Annotated in this window: 15 protein-coding genes; 5 read left to right on the top strand and 10 right to left on the bottom strand. The window is 67.1% G+C overall.

The annotated features are described in order from the left end of the window. Positions 1-250: 250 nt before the first annotated feature. Both IEV64_RS11660 and IEV64_RS11655 read left to right on the top strand, forming a co-directional pair. Complete coding sequence (locus IEV64_RS11660) at positions 251-931, top strand: potassium channel family protein (RefSeq protein WP_004970962.1); 681 nt, start codon at positions 251-253, stop codon at positions 929-931. Continuing rightward, positions 931-2,592, top strand: coding sequence for a TrkH family potassium uptake protein (locus tag IEV64_RS11655; RefSeq protein WP_007273387.1), 1,662 nt, complete (start codon positions 931-933; stop codon positions 2,590-2,592). The genes IEV64_RS11660 and IEV64_RS11655 overlap by 1 nt, the downstream gene beginning before the upstream one ends. A gap of 955 nt (positions 2,593-3,547) precedes the next feature. On the opposite strand, the gene IEV64_RS11650 is transcribed toward IEV64_RS11655, so the two are convergent. The 3 genes from IEV64_RS11650 to IEV64_RS11640 form a co-directional block, all read right to left on the bottom strand. After that, positions 3,548-5,152 (bottom strand): TrkH family potassium uptake protein, encoded by a 1,605-nt coding sequence (locus IEV64_RS11650; RefSeq protein ID WP_188423941.1) that lies wholly within the window; start codon positions 5,150-5,152, stop codon positions 3,548-3,550. 146 nt (positions 5,153-5,298) lie between these two features. Further along, positions 5,299-6,636 carry a Trk system potassium transporter TrkA gene (trkA, locus tag IEV64_RS11645; RefSeq protein WP_004970959.1) on the bottom strand — a complete coding sequence of 446 codons (1,338 nt, stop codon included), beginning with the start codon at positions 6,634-6,636 and terminating at the stop codon, positions 5,299-5,301. Positions 6,637-6,721: 85 nt separating this feature from the next. Beyond that, positions 6,722-7,258: a type II toxin-antitoxin system RatA family toxin gene (locus IEV64_RS11640; protein ID WP_007273389.1), complete on the bottom strand. Its 537-nt coding sequence runs from the start codon at positions 7,256-7,258 to the stop codon at positions 6,722-6,724. A 120-nt stretch (positions 7,259-7,378) separates the two neighbouring features. Here IEV64_RS11640 and IEV64_RS11635 point away from each other — a divergent pair, with 120 nt between their 5' ends. From IEV64_RS11635 to coaBC, 3 genes are all read left to right on the top strand, one after another. Then, positions 7,379-8,362: a DUF7551 domain-containing protein gene (locus IEV64_RS11635; protein WP_007273390.1), complete on the top strand. Its 984-nt coding sequence runs from the start codon at positions 7,379-7,381 to the stop codon at positions 8,360-8,362. A gap of 92 nt (positions 8,363-8,454) precedes the next feature. After that, the gene (locus tag IEV64_RS11630; protein WP_188423940.1) at positions 8,455-9,234 is read left to right on the top strand and encodes an FAD-dependent oxidoreductase; all 780 of its coding nucleotides are present in this window, start codon (positions 8,455-8,457) and stop codon (positions 9,232-9,234) included. Between the two features lie 96 nt (positions 9,235-9,330). Further along, positions 9,331-10,491 carry a bifunctional phosphopantothenoylcysteine decarboxylase/phosphopantothenate--cysteine ligase CoaBC gene (gene coaBC / locus IEV64_RS11625; protein ID WP_188423939.1) on the top strand — a complete coding sequence of 387 codons (1,161 nt, stop codon included), beginning with the start codon at positions 9,331-9,333 and terminating at the stop codon, positions 10,489-10,491. A gap of 15 nt (positions 10,492-10,506) precedes the next feature. Here coaBC and mnhG read toward each other — a convergent pair whose 3' ends face one another. From mnhG to mbhE, 7 genes are read right to left on the bottom strand one after another with little or no spacing between them, the layout of a single operon-like run. Continuing rightward, positions 10,507-10,923: a monovalent cation/H(+) antiporter subunit G gene (mnhG, locus tag IEV64_RS11620; protein ID WP_188423938.1), complete on the bottom strand. Its 417-nt coding sequence runs from the start codon at positions 10,921-10,923 to the stop codon at positions 10,507-10,509. Continuing rightward, positions 10,920-11,213 (bottom strand): MrpF/PhaF family protein, encoded by a 294-nt coding sequence (locus IEV64_RS11615; RefSeq protein ID WP_188423937.1) that lies wholly within the window; start codon positions 11,211-11,213, stop codon positions 10,920-10,922. Before IEV64_RS11615 ends, mnhG begins: the two co-directional genes overlap by 4 nt. Then, complete coding sequence (locus IEV64_RS11610; protein WP_188423936.1) at positions 11,206-11,808, bottom strand: Na+/H+ antiporter subunit E; 603 nt, start codon at positions 11,806-11,808, stop codon at positions 11,206-11,208. The genes IEV64_RS11615 and IEV64_RS11610 overlap by 8 nt, the downstream gene beginning before the upstream one ends. Beyond that, positions 11,808-13,505, bottom strand: coding sequence for a complex I subunit 5 family protein (locus IEV64_RS11605; RefSeq protein WP_188423935.1), 1,698 nt, complete (start codon positions 13,503-13,505; stop codon positions 11,808-11,810). The genes IEV64_RS11610 and IEV64_RS11605 overlap by 1 nt, the downstream gene beginning before the upstream one ends. Further along, the gene (locus IEV64_RS11600) at positions 13,502-13,843 is read right to left on the bottom strand and encodes a sodium:proton antiporter (RefSeq protein WP_004970950.1); all 342 of its coding nucleotides are present in this window, start codon (positions 13,841-13,843) and stop codon (positions 13,502-13,504) included. The genes IEV64_RS11605 and IEV64_RS11600 overlap by 4 nt, the downstream gene beginning before the upstream one ends. After that, on the bottom strand, positions 13,840-14,313 hold the full coding sequence (locus IEV64_RS11595) for an MnhB domain-containing protein (protein ID WP_007273397.1): 474 nt from the start codon (positions 14,311-14,313) through the stop codon (positions 13,840-13,842). The genes IEV64_RS11600 and IEV64_RS11595 overlap by 4 nt, the downstream gene beginning before the upstream one ends. Further along, entirely contained in the window at positions 14,310-16,715 is a 2,406-nt protein-coding gene (mbhE, locus tag IEV64_RS11590) for a hydrogen gas-evolving membrane-bound hydrogenase subunit E (protein WP_188423934.1), read from the bottom strand. Before mbhE ends, IEV64_RS11595 begins: the two co-directional genes overlap by 4 nt. Between the last annotated feature and the right edge of the window lie 357 nt (positions 16,716-17,072).

Below are 17,072 nucleotides of genomic sequence, written 5' to 3'. Positions count from 1 at the left end.
GACCGAGTGGTCGAAAATGGCATGTGCACACATATACCATATCCGTCGATAAATATCCGGTCCATCAAGCCGACCGAGACACCGTGAGCGCTCGCTCGGGGGTGGACATATTCGCGGTTATTCCCAATTTTAACGACCGAACACGCGTTTAATCCGTACTCACTGCCCGTTTGTACTGGAAATTCCATCCCGAACAACGAAACGACATGCCGATAGTTTTTCCACTGCCCGATACGCACGCCGGAACGTCATGTACATCATCGTCGTCGGCGCGGGCAACATCGGCACGCCGCTCATCGAAATCGCCACCGAGGGCGGCAACGAGGTCGTCGTCGTCGAGCGCGACGAGGCGAAAGCCGAGGCGGCCGCCGCGACGTTCGACTGCCTCGTCCTCAACGACGACGCCACGATCAAACAGACGCTCGACGAGGCCGGCGCGGACCGGGCGGACGCCATCATCACGACGACCGACAAGGACGCGACCAACATCATGGTCTGTCTGTTGGCGAAGGAGCTCAACATCCCCGACATCGTCTCGGTCGTCCACAACCCAGAGCACATGAGCCTCTACCGCCAAATCGGCGTCAACACGATGGAGAACCCCCAACGGCTCATCGCGGAGTACCTCTACCGGGCGGTCAAGCGGCCCTCCATCGTCGACTACATGCGCATCGGCGAGCACGCCGAGGTGTTCGAAATCCGCGTCGACGAGGACGCGCCCATAGCGGGGATGACGATTCAGGGGGCCGCACAGGAGAACCTCCTCGACGGGGACACACTCATCGTCGCCGTCGAGCGCGAGGGCGACGACGACCCCGTGACCCCCCGCGGGAACACCACTATCGGGTCGGGAGACCTCCTGACGGTCTACTCCGCGAAGGGTGCGACGCCCGATGTGACTGACGTGTTCGGCCACTACGAGGACCACTGATGCCCCGCCGCGGACGAACCGTCTCGGGGTGGCCCGCAGACCTCGCGGTCATCGGCCGCGACGTGGGGTCGCTTCTCGTCATGGAGGCCGCCCTGATGAGCGCCACGGTCCTCGTCGCGGTCGGCTTCCGCGAGTGGTACGCCGCGCTCGCGTTCCTCACCGCCGGCGGCGCGACGGCGTTCGTCGGACTGGGCGCGCGAAAGGCGTTCGCGAACGCCCCCGCGCCCCGGATGAAACACGGGATGATAATCGCCGCCGCGGGCTGGTTCGCCACCGCCGCGTTCGGGTCGCTTCCCTTCTTCCTCACGGCGCAGTTCGCCCCCCAGAGCGTCCTCACGGCGCTCGTCCCCGCCGGCGTCGACTACGCCCAGTCGAGTCTCGTCTACTTCCGCGACCCGCTCCACGCCCTGTTCGAGAGCATGAGCGGCTGGACCGGAAGCGGCCTGACGATGGGCATCCACGAGCCGTCGCTCCCGCGGACGATCCAGTGGTGGCGCTCGCTCATCCAGTGGGTCGGCGGCGTGGGCGTCATCGTCCTCACCGTCTCCATCCTCTCGCGGCCCGGGAGCGGGAGCTACGCCCTGTACCGCGGCGAGGCCAGAGAGGAGAAGATTCACCCGAGCGTCGTCTCGACGGTCCGAACGGTCTGGAAGATTTTCGTCGGCTACACGCTCCTGTCGGTGGCCGTCCTCTTCGTCGCCATCCGCGCCAGCGACTACGGGGCCGCGCTCCCGCTGTGGGAGGTCGCGTGGCAGGCGCTCAACCACGCGATGACGGGGCTTTCGACCGGCGGGTTCGCCGTCACTGACGGCTCTATCGGCACGTACGACTCACCGCTCATCGAGACGGTGTTGCTCCCCGTCATGGCGCTGGGCGCAATCGCCTTCCCCGTCCACTACGCCATCCTGAAGAACCGCGATATCGACCGTCTCTGGGGCGACCTCCAGACGCGCTGGCTCCTCGTCATCTTCGCGGTCGGCGGGGTCGCGCTCGCCGTCCAGAACCTCGTCAGCCTCCCGGCGACCGCGGGTTCGGCGTTCGTCGAGACCGCCGACTACTTCGGACTCGCCGGCGTCGTGGGCGGACCGGAGTCGGACGCCGTCCGCGACGCCGCGTTCCACTGGGTGAGCGCGCTCACCTGCACCGGCTTTCAGGCCGCGCCGCTCGGCGAGTGGTCCGACGGCGGGAAGGTGCTCCTGTCGGGGGCGATGACCCTCGGCGGGGCCGCGGGGTCCACCGTCGGCGGCATCAAAATCATCCGCGGCTACACCATCTCCCGCGGCATCCGCTGGCAGTTCTCCCGCGTCTTCCTCCCCGAGAGCGCGGTCGTCAACATCGAGATGAACGGCCGCCGACTCTCGCGGACCGAGATGGACCGCGAGTTCTCCGAGGCGGCCATCGTCTCGATGCTCTGGCTGTTGCTTCTCGTCGGGTCGAGCGTCCTCCTCGTGAACCTCGCCGGGCCGGAGTTCACCTACGCCGACGCGCTGTTCGAAGTCGCGTCCGCACAGGGGAACGTCGGCATCTCGACGGGCATCACCGGCCCGTGGATGAACCCGTGGGCCGAGGCGATGTTCCTGTTTAACATGTGGGTCGGCCGCCTCGAAATCATCCCGGTGTTGGTGTTCGCCCGGTCGGCCATCTACGGGCTGAACCCCTGAGGGGAAACGAAAACCGGCGTTTGATTCTCCGGGCTCTGTTGAAGTCCTCTGAGCCTGACAGAAAGTGCGTGCTGAATATCGAGGGTGTCTGTGTCACGTCACACAAATCGCGGACTCATCTCAAAGCACGCTAGTACCGGCAGAAGTATGGTTGATTCGCACCTGTTCAGGCAGAGAATTGTAGGTGACTGGGACGAGAACAAGCAATTCCCCTTGTCGTGTCTCTACCCACTCCTCCATAGAGTTCGAGTTCCAGCAACAGGGCGTCCATGCTCCGGATTCGAGGTGGTTCCACACGTCCACATCACCGTAATAACGACCGTCACTGCATCGATAAACTGTCCCCCCGCCTTCTGTTTTCTTCATCTGCATCCATCTCCGGGTGGCCGAAGTACTGGTAACAGGCACTCTGCGAGGAGAATGTAATTCTTTGACACGGTGTCCGTCCTCGCACTCCCGATAACAGAGGTCGTACCCACTCTCGTCTCGTAGGTGGGACGATCTACATTCTCGTCACCATCGAGCCAGTCAGGTTTCTCTGTTACCATTATCTGAATCTGAGTAGTCGCTCTTACCTAATGGCGACTCGACTGTCACTTCGGTGTCTTCGACGAATTGATTCGAGGGAATGTCAATCGAACCCATAATCTCAATCAAATATGACTCTGTAAGGGGATAAGGCTTCCATGATATCCAATAAAAACACAATTAAAAAGACAATTGTCTAATCTAGAGTGGCATTTAATAGGTTTTGTTTGTTCCAATCATTGAGTGCAGATTCACTGGGCGGACTCCAATATACCGTTGGTACTTCGGTGGTATCGGCAGTTCTCATTCCTAGCTTCTCGTGAGAACGCCATCACCCCTTTCTATTCTGACACATTCGCGCGCTCTCTTCAGCACGGACACCGAAACCTATCATCGTCTGAGGATTTCAACGGAGCCGTTCTCCGCGCTACCGCCGCCAGTACTCCGGCGTGAAGATGACTAACACGGGGAGAATCTCCAGTCGACCCACCCACATGAGAACCACCATGTACAGCTTCGAGCCGTTGGAGAAGTCGAGGTAACTCCCCATCGGGCCGGCGACGCCGAAGCCCGGCCCGACGTTCCCGAGGGTCGCGGCGACGGCGCTCATGGTTTCGAGGATGCTCACGTCGAAGCCGATGCGCGCGGCGTCGAGGTGGAGCAGGCCGGTCGAGACGAAAAACAACACGAGATACAGGAGCGTGAAGGCGTAGATGCCGCGGATGGCGCGCTCGTCGACCGCGCGCCCCGCGAGCCTGACGGGGCGGACCGCCTCGGGGTGGGCCGTCGTGAACAACTCCCGGCGGAGCGACTTCACGATGACGTACCAGCGGACGATTTTGACCGCGCCGCCGGTCGAGCCGCCGGAGCCGCCGATGAACATCGCGAACAGCAGGACGTACTGCGCCGGCGCGCTCCACGCGTTGAAGTCGATGCTGGCGTATCCCGTCGTCGTGACGATAGAGACGACCTGAAACACCGACTGGCGAACCGCCGGCTCGACGTTGCCGATGATGGCCGTGCGGATGCCTTCGAGGTAGAGCTGGTCGTAGGTCTCGCCCGCGGGCGCGACGGACATGAGCCCGTCACCGAGGAACAGAATCCCCGCGAGAATGGCCGAGACGACGCCGATAACGCCGAGGTAGGACTTGAACTCGGTGTCGCGGAACAGCCGCTTCGGGTCGCCCGTGAGGACGTGCCAAAACAGCGCGAAGTTGGTCCCGGCGGCGACCATGAAGGGGATAATGACCCACTGCGCGGCCGCCGAAAAGGCCTCGATACTCCGGGCTTCCGGCGAGAACCCGCCGGTCGGCATCGTCGTCAGCCCGTGGGCGATGGCGTTGTACACGTCCATGTTCGGGGCGTTGCCGGTGACGTGCAGGCCGTAGAGGAGGACGATTTCGAGGACGGTGAGACCGAGGTACGCGCCCCAGAGCGCGCGGGCCGTCTCGGCGATGCGCGGGGTGAGCTTCTCGATGCCGGGGCCGGGCGCTTCGGCGTCCATCAGCTGTGCGCCGCCGACGGAGAGCTCGGGGAGGATGGCGACCGCGAGGACGACGATACCCATCCCGCCGAGCCACTGGGTGAGCTGTCGCCACATCATGATGCCGCGGGTGTGGGAGTTAAACGAGATGTCGCCGAGCACCGTCGCCCCGGTCGTGGTGAAGCCGCTCATCGTCTCGAACAGCGCGTTCACCGGGTTGCCGAGGGTCGATTCGGGGTGGACGGGCGCCGCGACGAAAGGGATGCCGTGGGCCTCGATGAGAAACGGTATCGCGCCGACGATAGTGACCGCTAACCACGTCACTGCGACCATCAAAAAGCCCTCGCGGGCACCGATGTCCGGCTCGTCGGCGAGCCGTTCGAGCCCCGTGCCGACGAGGACCGTGACGGCCATCGTGACGACGAACGGGAGTACTGACTCGCCGTAGTACAGCGCGACCACGAGCGGGAAGCAAAGCGGGACCGCGAGATACTTCAGGACGGTCCCCACGAGACGCAGGCTGGCTCTGTAATCGACCCGCAATTTCATCCGTGGACTAACGTACCGAGCGCCGGGTTCTTCCGTGTTCGGGTTCGCAGTCGGGCGCGCGACAGCGTGACGCGGGGCGTTCGGCGGCCGAACGGAGTCGAGCGGAGTCGGACGGAGCTAACGGGACCGTGCGGCGGCCGCCCGGCTCACAGATTCGGGGCCACGTCGTCGATGACACAGCTATCGACGAAGACGACGACGTGGTCGCCGGGTTCGATGACGGTGTCGCCGCGGGGGGTGATGAACTCGCGGCGGCGGGTTATCGCGCCGATGACGACGCCCTCGGGGAGCGACGCGACCGACTCCCGAATCGGCTTGCCGGCGAGGACGCTGTCGGCGTCGACCTCGATTTCCAGCACCTCGGCCTTGTTCGACTCGATGAGCGCGACGTTCTCCGCGCCGCCCTCGCGGGTAAAGCGGGTTATCTCCTCTGCGACGACCTCGCGGGGGCTGACGCCAACGTCGACGCCGACGGCCTCGAACAGGTCCACGTACGGCGTCGTGTCGATGACCGCGACGGTGCGTTCGACGCCGAGCCGGGCGGCCAGAAGCGACACGAGCAGGTTCTTCTCGTCGGAGTCGAGCGCCGACACGAGCAGGTCGGCGTCGCCGATGTACTCGCGTTCGAGGAAGTCCACGTCGGTCGCGTCGCTCTCCATCACGATGGTCCCGGGGAGCATCTCCGCGAGCTCGCGGGCGCGTTCCGCGTCGTGCTCGATGAGTCTGGGCTTGAAGCCACGTTCTTCGAGCAGGCGGGCGACGTGGTAGCCGATTTCGCTCCCGCCGACGATGACGACCTCCTCGGCGGTGCCCGGTGGCTCGTCCGGCGAGACGGAGCTTGCGAACCCCTGAACGCTCTTGGGACTGCCGATGACGACGACGCGGTCGCCCGGCCCGATGACGGAGTCGCCGCGGGGAATCGTCACCTCGCCGTCGCGGAGGATGGCCGCGAACGTCAGCGAGTCGAAGCGGTCGGCCTCGCTCACGGTCTGGTTGGCGACGGGGCTCTCCTCGTCGACTTCGAACTCCGCCATCTGGACCTGCCCGCCGGCGAAGGGGTCCACGTCGCGCGCGGCGGGGAGGCCGACGACGCGGACGATGGACTCCGCGGCGAGCAGGTTCGTACAGACCATGAAGTCGATACCGAACGCCTTCTCGGAGCGTTGCCACGTCCGGAGGTACTCCGTGTTCTTGACGCGGGCGATAGTGAAGGCGTTCGAGATGGCCTTGGCGGTTGCGCAGGCGACGATGTTCGTCTCGTCGTCGTCGGTCGAGGCGATGACCATGTCGGCGCGCTCAACGCCGGCCTCTTCGAGCGTGTCCACGGACGTGCCGTCGCCGTGGAGCGCGAGCACGTCGAGCGAGTAGTTCAGTTCGTCGACGCGCTCGGGGTCGCAGTCGATGACGACGACCTCGTGGGTCTCGTCGAGGTCGGCCGCGATGGACGACCCGACCTGCCCGGCACCGATGATTATCACGCGCACCAGAGACCAGCCCCTGTCATACCCCTGTGTTGGTCCGCGGGCGCGTATGTGCATTTCCCTTCACGAATACCCCGTTCATCGGCGGTCACGCCCCCGGTTTGGCGTGAATCGTCAGTTCCACGCGCCGCGGCCGTCCCTCGATGTCGGCGACGATGCGCTCGACGATGCGCTCCGCCTCCTTCTGGAGCACCGGCCGGAGCTTGTCGATGACCCACCCCAGCGAGACGAACCGCGGGAGGTCGATATCGCCGGCGGAGACGCTGTCCGGGTCGTACTCGACCTCGAAGAAGACGCGGCAGGCGGTGTCGGCGTCGGCGGGGGCCTCGGCCGGCAGGTCGTCGAGTTCCTCGACTCGCCAGCGGCCGACGGCGTGTACGTCCTTGGTGATGGTCCAGTCGATTCGCGCCGGCGGGGTGACGTCGGTCACCTTCGACTCGGCGGTGTAGGTGAGCTTCCACCACGAGAAGTACAGGGCGTACCGCGTCCCCGGCGACCCGTCGCCCGACTGTCGCACGTCCCGCAGGTGCTTCGAGTAGTCGGCGTACCGCGGGAAATCGACGAGGAACTCGTATATCTCCTCGGGCGGCAGGTAGACGACGGTGCTGACGGCTATCTCGTCCACGAGCGTCGAATGGGGTCGGCGGGACCAAAGCCTTGTGGGCCGCGTCGGGCCCGCCCGCGGTGCCGACCCGGCGTCGCAATCGCAACCTATAATCGGTCGGTGGGCCGACATACAGCCGAGATGGTGGGGGGGACGCTTCGGGACATCAGAGCCGAGATTCGGTCTCTGGCGCGTTCCGACGGCGACTACGCAGTTGTGTGCGGCCGCACGGGCGCTGAGCCCCCGGCCGCGACGGGCCAACGGTTTCCGGACCGGCGCGCCGCCGGGGAGGCCGCGGAACTGACGCGGGACTACCGGGCGGCGCTCCGGCGATACGACCCGAACATCCCGTACGACGACCCGCTCGTCTACGAGGTGGCCGAGGGGCCGCCGCGGGCGGCCACCGAGGCGTCGGACGACTACGCCCGCTACAGCGCGTTCTGCCACGACACCGCGGGCGCGCTGTTCGAGTCGCTGTCGGAACTCGGCTACAGAGAGGCCGAGACCGCCGCGATGGAGACGTACCTCACGCTGGCCGAGGTCGTCGGCGACCGCGACGACTTCTGTCTGACGCTGGTGTGGAGCCTGATGAGCGAACTGGACGTCCGCCTCTCGGCGGCCGAGCGGCGGGCGGTCGTCGAGGCGGCCGCGGACCTGTTTTCACCGACCGCGACGCCGAACCCCGTGGACGCGACGCTCCGACAGCTCGAAGCCGTCGGCTTCGTCGAGGGCTTTTCGGTGCGTCCGATTCCCGACGCCGAGGCGGCCGGCACGCGCGATGTCGACGCCGGGCCCGACGTTCGGACTGACGCCCGAAAGGACGCCCGGACCGACGGCGACGACAGCTCTCGGACGTGGGAACTCACCTTCGGCGACTACGCGCTCGCGGAGCGCACCGGCCGGATTCCGACGCTTCCGATTTCCGTGGCCCTCCTCCGCCGGACGCCGGAGCGAACCGTGCGCTTTCTCGACGGCGAGGCGCTCTCCAACGGCCGCTGGCGGCTCCGGCTCCGGATGTCGCCGAACGGCGAAGGCGGGCGAGAGCGCGGCCCAGCGGGGCTCGTCAGCGTCGAGGCAATCGAGAACCGCTGGCTCAACGACCCGAGCGCGTCGCTGGGCCGGTAGCGCACCCGGGTCGCCGAGCGCGAGACACGCGGGACTCGGCAGAGTTCGGCGACATCCGTACGGTTTTACTCGCCGCTGAGCTATCGCACGACATGACCGAGACGACTCCACGAGACGCGCTCGTCGTCGGCGGCGGCGTCGCCGGCCTCACCGCCGCGACGTTCCTCGCGCGCGCCGACCTCGACACCTTCGTCGTCAACGAGGACGAACCAATCGTTCGCCGGAACGCCCACCTCGAAAACGTCCCCGGCTTCCCGGCGGGGGTCAACAGTCGGCTCTTTACCGACCTCCTCTCCGAACAGGCCGACCGGAGCGGCGCGGACCGACTGGCGGGCCGCGTGACCGACCTCGACGTGGTCGGCGACGACGACGAGCCGCTGTTCCGCGCGACCGTCGAGACCGACGACGGCGAGGAGCGTATCGAGGCGTCGCGGGTCGTCGCGGCGTCGTGGTCCGACGCGTCGTACCTCGAAGACACGGGCGTCGACCTCCGCGCCGCCGGGTCGAAGACGTATGTCGGCGTGGACGACCTCGGGCGGACCGCCGTCCCCGGCATCTACGCCGCGGGGCGACTGACCGAGATTTACCATCAGGCGGTCGTCGCCGCCGGCGACGCCGCGGAGACGGCCATCACGCTCGTCCACGACTCGGGGACGGCGTTCTACAACGACTGGGTCGCGCCGACCGGCTACTTCACCGACCGCGGCCGCGAGGTGCCACCGGCCTGCGAGGAGATAGACGCCGACGAGCGCGACCGCCGCGAGAACGAGTCCCGCGAGGTCATGCGCGAGTTCTTCGCCGAGCCGCACGACGAACCCCAGCGCACCCACCCGAGCCTCGTCGACGACGAACTCGGGCGACTCGACGAGTAACCGACCCGACCACACCGCGGGCGGGCCACCTCGTGGTCCTGCGCTCGCCCGCGGACGCGAATCCTTTTAGCGGGTAGCGGGCGCAGAGGCGAGTGAATGCTCGAAGGAGTGAACGTCGCGCTCGGGGTGACGGGAAGTATCGCGGCCGTGAAAGTCGTCGAGTTGGCGCACGAACTCCGCCGCCGGGGCGCGTCGGTCCGCGCGGTGATGACCGACGCCGCGACGGGAATCATCCACCCGTGGGCGGTCGAGTTCGCCACCGACGACGACGTGGTGACCGAGATTACCGGCCGCGTCGAACACGTCGAACTCTGCGGCCGCGACGGCTGGGCAGACGTGTTCCTCGTCGCGCCCGCGACCGCCAACACGGTCGGCAAGATAGCCGCCGCCATCGACGACTCCCCGGTGACGACCACCGCGACCACCGCCCTCGGCGCGGGCGTCCCGGTCGTCGTCGCGCCCGCGATGCACGAACCCATGTACGACCATCCCGGCGTCCTCGACGCCATCGAGCGGGTGCGGTCGTGGGGCGTCGAGTTCGTCGACCCGCGAATCGAGGAGGGGAAGGCGAAACTCGCCACCGAGGAGGCCATCGTCACCGGCGTGGCGAAAGCGACGACCGAACAGACCCTCGCCGGGAAGTCGGTCGTCGTCACCGCCGGCGCGACGACCGAGTCAATCGACCCCATCCGCACCCTCTCGAACCGTGCCTCCGGTCGCACGGGCCGCGCCGTCGCCCGCGCGCTCGCCGTCCGCGGCGCGGACGTGACGCTCGTCCACGACGGCGACGACGTGCACTACGCCGACGTGCTCGCCGTCGAGTCGGCCGCCGAGATGCTTTCGGCCGTCGAGGCCGCGGTCGACGCCGGCGCCGACGCGCTCGTCTCCGCGGCCGCAATCTCCGATTTCACCGTCGAGGCGGCCGACGAGAAGATTCGCTCCGGCGAGGCGCGCACGCTCGACCTCGAACCCGCGCCGAAGCTCATCGACGCGGTCCGCGAGTCGCACCCGGACCTCACCATCGTCGGCTTCAAGGCCGAGACGACCGGCGACGACGAGGCGATGGTCGGCGAGGCCCGCCGCATCATGGACCGCGTCGGCCTCGCCTTTGTCGTCGCCAACGACGCCTCCGTGATGGGCGCGGACGAGACCCGCGCGCTCGTCGTCCGCGCCGACGAGACCAGCGAGTACGTCGGGTCGAAAGACGGACTCGGCGCTCGCGTCGCTGTCGAACTGGCCGGCGAGTTCGAAAAATAGCCCCTCGGTGGGTCGTCAGTCGTCGCCGTTCGCGGCGTCGGCGTCGGTGCCGTCCGCGGTGTCGGCGTCGCCCGACGCGACCTGTTTCGGCCACGTGACCCCGTCGAGGAACGGGACGCCCATGCGCTGGGCGGCCTGCGAAATCATGTGCGCGCCCGTCGGCGCGGTGAGGAACAGGAACAACACCGTGACGAGCGCCATCAGTCCGTCGCCGTGGGGCAGGTAGTACACCGTCGCGGCGAGCGCGATAGAGGCCGCCCCCAGCGTGGTCGCCTTCGAGGTGGCGTGCATCCGGTTGTAGACGTTGGGGAACCGGAGCAGGCCGATGGTCCCGACGACGAGGAAGAAACTCCCCAAGAGCGTCAGGAGGATGACGAGCGCCGCGCGAACGGGACCGGCCGTCGCGGCGGCCGCGGTCTCTGCGGCGGTCATTCGATGATGTCCCCCTCCGTGACGTACCGAGCCACGGTAATCGTGCTGATGAAGCCGATGATGGCGAGCACGAGGCTCACGCCGACGAAGTAGCCCTGTTGGCTCCAGATGGCGTACAGCGCCGCGATGGCGACGACGTTCGTCCCGATGGTGTCGAGCGCGACGACGCGGTCGGGCACCGTCGGCCCGCGGATGACGCGGTAGCTCACGAGGAGCGTCAGCCCCGCGGCGAGCGCGAGGCCGGCGAAGAGGATGGTGTCCATCCACGCGAGGTACGCGGGCTCAGCCATGTTGCTCACCTCCCGGCGCGGCGGCGGGCGCGTCGCCGCCGTCCGCGGGGGCCCCCTCGACTTGCGGCGCGGGGTCGCCCGGTTTCAGTTCCTCGTCGAAGATGACGAGCGCGTAGTCCTCCCAGCGGCGGATGGGTTCGAGGATGCCGTCGGGGTCGCTCCCGTCGATGCTGTGCACGTACAGCGAGTTGGTTTCGTCGTTGTAGTCCATGGTCAGCGTCCCCGGAGTGAGGGTGATACTGTTCGCGATAGTCGTGATGGCGAGCGGCGTCCGCACGCGGAGCGGCACCTCGACCACGGCGGGGTCGATTGGCATCGACGGCGACAGCGTCCGCACCGCCACGTCGACGTTGGCCGTGAGGAGTTCCCAGAGGAACGTCGCGAGGTACAGCGCCGCGTAGGGCGCGACGCGGAGGCTCCGCGCGATGGGCGCTTCGTCGCCGTAGAACCGCCGGAAGAAGAAGGCGATGCCCATCCCGACGCCGAGGCCGATGACGAACTCCTCCAGCAGGCGCTGGGGAGTCAGTTCGACGCCCCGGACGAACAGCCAGAGGACGGCCATGACGAGCCCCGAGACCGGCCAGCGGCGGCTCATCAGTGGCCACCCCCGCCGGATTCGAGGCCGACGCCCGGACCGTGCATCACGGCGTCGACGTAGCCGTTCGTGTCGACGGCGGCGTGGGCCGCGGCGTCCGCGGCACCGAACAGCGCCTCGAAGCCGATACCGAAGCCGATGGCGGCGACGGCGAGCGCGACGACGACGGTCACCTGCGCGGTGAGTTCGAGCCGTTTGAGGCCGTCGTCACCGCCGTCGGTCATCGCCACGTCGCCCGTGCCGACGGCCCAGCGCTCGGGGAGCGCGGCGTCGACGAGGTCGCTCGGGCGACCCCAGAACACCGCGTTCCACGCGCGGGTGTAGTAGGCGATAGTCAAGATAGCGCCGGCGAGCGCGACAGCGAGCGCGAGTCCCGCGCCGGCCGCGCCCGCGGCGAACGCCTCCGCGGCCGCCTGGAAGACGAGGTACTTCCCGAAGAAGCCCGAAAGCGGCGGGACGCCGATGAGCGTCAGCGCGCCGAGCAGGAAGCCCGCCGCGAGCACCGGCGCTCTGTCGGCGAGGCCGCCGAGGTCGGAGAGCCGGTCGCTACCGACGGCGTCTTTGAGCGTGCCGCTCGCGAGGAAAAGCAGGCTCTTGGCGATGCCGTGGTTGAACGCGTAGACCAGCGCGGCGGTCACGCCGAGCGCCCGAACCGCCTCGGACGGCGCGGTCGCGGCCACCGCCAGCGGGAGGACGATAAAGCCCACCTGACTGATAGAAGAGTACGCGAGGATGCCGTCCACGTCGTCGCGGCCGACGGCACCGATGCCGCCGAGGACGATGCTGACCGCGGCCATGGCGAACATGACCGGGCCGAAGAAGCCGAGGAACGAGTCCCCGGTGATGCCGAGGAAGCCGATGTCGATGGACGCCGCGGCGAAGACGGTGAAGTAGAGCCGAACGATGGCGTAGACCCCGACCTTCTTCACGACGCCGGCGAGCATCGCGGTCACCGGCGACGGCGCGGCGCGGTAGGCCGCGGGCACCCAGAACTGGAAGGGCGCGAGGCCGGCCTTCAGCGCGAACACCGAGAACAGCACCGCCGACAGGCCGAGCGTCGGCAGGAGTGCGATGTCGTAGGCGGCCGGTTCGGCCAGTCGCCGGGCGATGTCGGCCATGTTGAGCGTCCCGGTCGTGCTGTAGAGACCGCCGATGGCGACGAGCATCACCGCGCTCCCGATGAGGTTGAGCACGACGTAGTTGAGCGCCGCGCGGGTGTGCTCGCGGCCGGAGTAAAACAGCACGAGGATGTAGCTCGACATGAGCATCACCTCGAACCAGACGAACAGGTTGAAGATGTCGCCGGTGAGGAACGAGCCGGTGACGCCGACCACCATGAAGTGGAACAGCGTGTGATAGCTGAGGCGCTGGCCGAACGAGCCGACCGACGCGACGGAGTAGCCGAGCGTCAGGAGCGACACGAAGCCGGTGAGCGCCAGCATGAACACCGACAGGGCGTCGGCGACGAGCGTGATGCCGAACGGCGCGGCCCAGTTGGACACCTGATAGACGAGCGTGGTCGACTCGCCGCCGAGCGGCAGGATCACGGCGTCGAACAGGGCGGCGACGGCGACGAGGTAGGCGACGCCGCCGAGCAGGCTGACCGTCCGTTGGAGTATGTCGCTCGGGCGCGTGAGAAGCGTCAAGATCGCCGTCACGAGCGCCACGAGGAGCGGTGCGATGACGAGCGTGCTCATCTGCTCCCTCCGAGTTCGTACATGTCGATCGTTCCGTGTTCCTCGTACACCCGGTAGGTCAAGACGAGCGCGAGCGCGGTCGTCCCGAAGCCGATGACGATGGCGGTGAGGACGAGCGCCTGCACGATGGGGTCCGAGGGTGCGGGACCGCTCGCGCCGTGGCCCGAGAGGATGGGCGCGAGCCCGTCGAACCCACCCATGGTGACGAGGTAGACGTTGGCCGATTGGCTGATGATGCTGATACCCCAGACGACGCGAACCACGTCGCGCCGGAGCACGAGGTACGTGCCGATGCTGAACAGGACGCCGAGCGTGGCGGCGAGGAAGAACTGAATCATTCGTTACCGACCTCCGCGACGATGGTGAGCAGGCCGCCGACGACGGCGAAGAAGACGCCGAGGTCGAAGGCGAACGCGCTTGCGACCTCGAGTTCGCCGTAGAGGGGCAGGTGCTCCAAGAAGAGCACGCCCTGGGTCAGGAACGGCGCGCCGAACGCGAGCGGGGCGAGGCTGGACGCCACGGCGATTGCGAGGCCGAGCGAGGCCATCCAGCGGTAGGTCTCGACGAGCCGGTGTCGCTCCGAGCCGTCGGGTTTGATGGCGAGAATCTCGCGCTGGATGAACTCCAGCCCGAAGATGATGTAGACGAGCGCGAAGGCGGCGGCCGCGAGGACGGCCCCGATGAAGCCGCCGCCGGGGAGGTTGTGCCCGCGGAACAACAGCGCGATGGCCGTCACCAGGATGATGGGGACGACGATGCGCGCGACGGTCCGCGAGATGACGGTCGTCCGGCCGGACGAGCCGTTCATTGGGTCTCACCCCGCGTTCGCATGCGAATCAGCGTCAGGATGGCGATCGACGCCATCACGACGACCGAAATCTCGCCCATGGTGTCGATTCCACGGAAGTCGACGAGGATGACGTTGACGACGTTCGACCCGCCGCCGTAGTCCGCGAAAAAGGGCCCGTGTTCCGCCGGAACGCCCGCCCGCGCCACGATGAACTCCCGGAGGAGCGGGTCGGGCGAGGCGTTCGTCGACAGCAACACGGTGAGGAACACCGTGCCGCCGACGGCGAGCGATAGCAGGCCGTCGCGGACGGAGACGAGTCGGTCCGGCGCGTCGCCGTAGAACGCCGGCAGGCGGTCCAAGACGAGCAGGAAGATGACCAACACCAGCGTCTCGACGACCAACTGGGTCAGCGCGAGGTCGGGCGCGTCCGCGAGGATGTAGAAGATGGCGACCATGAAGCCGACGATAGACAGCGTCAGGACGCCGGCCACGTGCGACGGCGCGATGTCGACCGCGAACGCGGCGACGAGCGCGACGAGGAGCACGAGCACGATGGGTATCGACACGCTGAGTCCGTCGAAGCCGGGGAGAGAGACGCCGGCGGCCGCGTAGCCGCCGAGCGCGAGCGCGACGAAGCCGAAGAGGCCCCACGTCGTGTAGGTGCGCAGGAGGCCGGTCTGAATCTTCGGCGTGACGGCGACGCTCGTCGTCGTCAGCCCCTCGACGAAGTTATCGTACCACCAGTTCGCGCGGACGGGGCCGCGCAGGACCGCGTTGATGGCGTCGTGGATGCGGTCGTAGAACGGGAAGGCGGCCGCGCCGACGACGATGGTGACGATACTCATAATCACGTACGGGGTCAGTTCGGTCGGGAAGTGGACCGAAAACGAGTGCGCCTCGCCGGGGACGACGCTCCCGTACACGTCGCCGATGAGCCCCTCGATGAAGAGGTTCGGCTGGGCGGAGATGGCGAGGACGAGCGCGCCGAGAATCGCCGGCGGAACGAGCATGGCCACCGGCGGGCGGTGGACGTGGCCCAGTCCGTCGGGTTCGTCGCCGAAGAACAGCGAGGCGAACTTGATGGAGTAGAGGAACGTGAAGACGCTCCCGAACACCGCGACGACCGGGAAGACCCACGCGACGCCGCCCATGTGCTCGGCGGCGTAGTACGTCGACTCGAACAGCAGTTCCTTCGAGTAGAAGCCGTTGAACGGCGGGAAGCCGGCCATCGACAGCGACGCGACGGCCGCGATGACGGCCGTCACGGGCAGGTGTTTTCTGAGCCCGCCGAGACGGTCTATCTTCCGCGTCCCGGCCTCGTGGGCGATGATGCCCGCGACCATGAACAGCGCGGCCTTGAAGCTCGCGTGGTTCAGGATGTGGAACGCGCCGGCCTCCGCGCCGTAGCTGTTGGCGAAGCCGAAGGCGGCGATGATGAGGCCGAGGTGCGAGGCCGTCGAGTACGCGAGCAGTTCCTTGATGTCGGTCGCGCTCACCGCGAGCATGGCCGCGACGGTCATCGTCAGCAGGCCGAGCACGGCGAAGACGAGCGTCCACTCGCCGAGGACCGCCGCGTCCTCGGGGAGGAAAAGCGGGCGGAACCGGCCGACGAGGTAGACGCCGGCTTTGACCATCGTCGCGGAGTGGAGGAACGCCGAGACCGGCGTCGGAGCCTCCATCGCGTTGGGAAGCCACACGTGGAACGGGACCTGCGCGGACTTCGTCGCCGCGCCGAGACCGACGAGGACGAGCACGGGGACGAGCAGGCCGGAGGCCGTCAGGACCTCGCGAATCGCGTCCGCGTGTTCGACCAAAAGCGGGATGCTGTAGGTCGTCCCCTCGATGGCCGTCGTCTGGCCGGACGCCCAGACGAGAAGCAGGAAGCCGACCAGCATGAACAGGCCGCCGGAGACGGTGATGAGCATCGACTTCCGGGCGGCGTACTGGGACGCTTCCTCGCCGGTGTAGTGGCCGATGAGGATGAACGACGAGAGGCTCGTCAGCTCCCAGAAGACGAACAGGGCGACGAGGTCGCCCGCGAGGGCGACGCCGAGCATCGAGCCCATGAACGCCAACAGGGTCGCGTAGTATTTCGCCTGGCCCGGTTCGCCGTGCATGTATCCTCCAGAGTACGTGAGGATGAGCACGCCGACCCCGCTGGCGAGGAAGGCGATGAGAAGCGCCAACCCGTCTACGTGAAACGCCAGCGAGACTCCGAGCGAGGGAATCCAATCGAACGACACGGTTCCGTGCGCCCCCGCGAGATACTGGTCCGTCACGAGGCCGAGCGTGACCAGCGCGACGGCGGCCGCGAAGTACGCCGTGCGCTCACCCAAGATCCGGTAGACTACCGGGGTGAACGCCGCGGCGAGAAACGGCAAGAAGACGACCGCGAGGACGACTTCCGGTGTGGGTTGCACGGGGGAAATTGCGGGAAGCGCCGACTTAGGTGTTGTCAAACCCGTTGGCTATTCGGCACCGAAATGTGACGGTCGGTCGATTTCTTCGGCGTTTTTCTGAGCTTCATGATTTCCATGGGAGGGCGAAATTTATATCCTCAGACGACCATACTACGTCTTAGAGTACATTCAGCCGTTCGAGAATATTTGTCGCGCCGGCGGGTGATTCGTCCGCGCGCGACTTGGTCGGCGCTGTGCTCACGCGTCGCGGCGGTCGTCTCACCGACGAACGTCGCGACTCCACCGCGTCGTCTGTGAGGGAGGCGGTCCCGCTGTCAGCCGTCTTCGTCCGCACGCGAGGTGTCCAATTGTCATAGT

The sequence above is a fragment of the Haloferax sulfurifontis genome, assembly GCF_014635105.1.
GTDB lineage: Archaea > Halobacteriota > Halobacteria > Halobacteriales > Haloferacaceae > Haloferax > Haloferax denitrificans.
The sequence above is the reverse complement of the archived record's forward strand: the minus strand, read 5'-3'. Positions and strand labels throughout refer to the sequence as shown.

Bases quoted from the DNA above. Each gene is read 5' to 3' on its own strand.
- IEV64_RS11615 (WP_188423937.1), bottom strand. From the start codon at position 11,213: ATGGCTGAGCCCGCGTACCTCGCGTGGATGGACACCATCCTCTTCGCC.
- IEV64_RS11635 (WP_007273390.1), top strand. From the start codon at position 7,379: ATGGTGGGGGGGACGCTTCGGGACATCAGAGCCGAGATTCGGTCTCTG.
- IEV64_RS11605 (WP_188423935.1), bottom strand. From the start codon at position 13,505: ATGAGCACGCTCGTCATCGCACCGCTCCTCGTGGCGCTCGTGACGGCG.
- IEV64_RS11630 (WP_188423940.1), top strand. From the start codon at position 8,455: ATGACCGAGACGACTCCACGAGACGCGCTCGTCGTCGGCGGCGGCGTC.
- IEV64_RS11655 (WP_007273387.1), top strand. From the start codon at position 931: ATGCCCCGCCGCGGACGAACCGTCTCGGGGTGGCCCGCAGACCTCGCG.
- coaBC (WP_188423939.1), top strand. From the start codon at position 9,331: ATGCTCGAAGGAGTGAACGTCGCGCTCGGGGTGACGGGAAGTATCGCG.
- IEV64_RS11610 (WP_188423936.1), bottom strand. From the start codon at position 11,808: ATGAGCCGCCGCTGGCCGGTCTCGGGGCTCGTCATGGCCGTCCTCTGG.
- mnhG (WP_188423938.1), bottom strand. From the start codon at position 10,923: ATGACCGCCGCAGAGACCGCGGCCGCCGCGACGGCCGGTCCCGTTCGC.
- IEV64_RS11650 (WP_188423941.1), bottom strand. From the start codon at position 5,152: ATGAAATTGCGGGTCGATTACAGAGCCAGCCTGCGTCTCGTGGGGACC.
- IEV64_RS11660 (WP_004970962.1), top strand. From the start codon at position 251: ATGTACATCATCGTCGTCGGCGCGGGCAACATCGGCACGCCGCTCATC.
- IEV64_RS11595 (WP_007273397.1), bottom strand. From the start codon at position 14,313: ATGAACGGCTCGTCCGGCCGGACGACCGTCATCTCGCGGACCGTCGCG.
- IEV64_RS11600 (WP_004970950.1), bottom strand. From the start codon at position 13,843: ATGATTCAGTTCTTCCTCGCCGCCACGCTCGGCGTCCTGTTCAGCATC.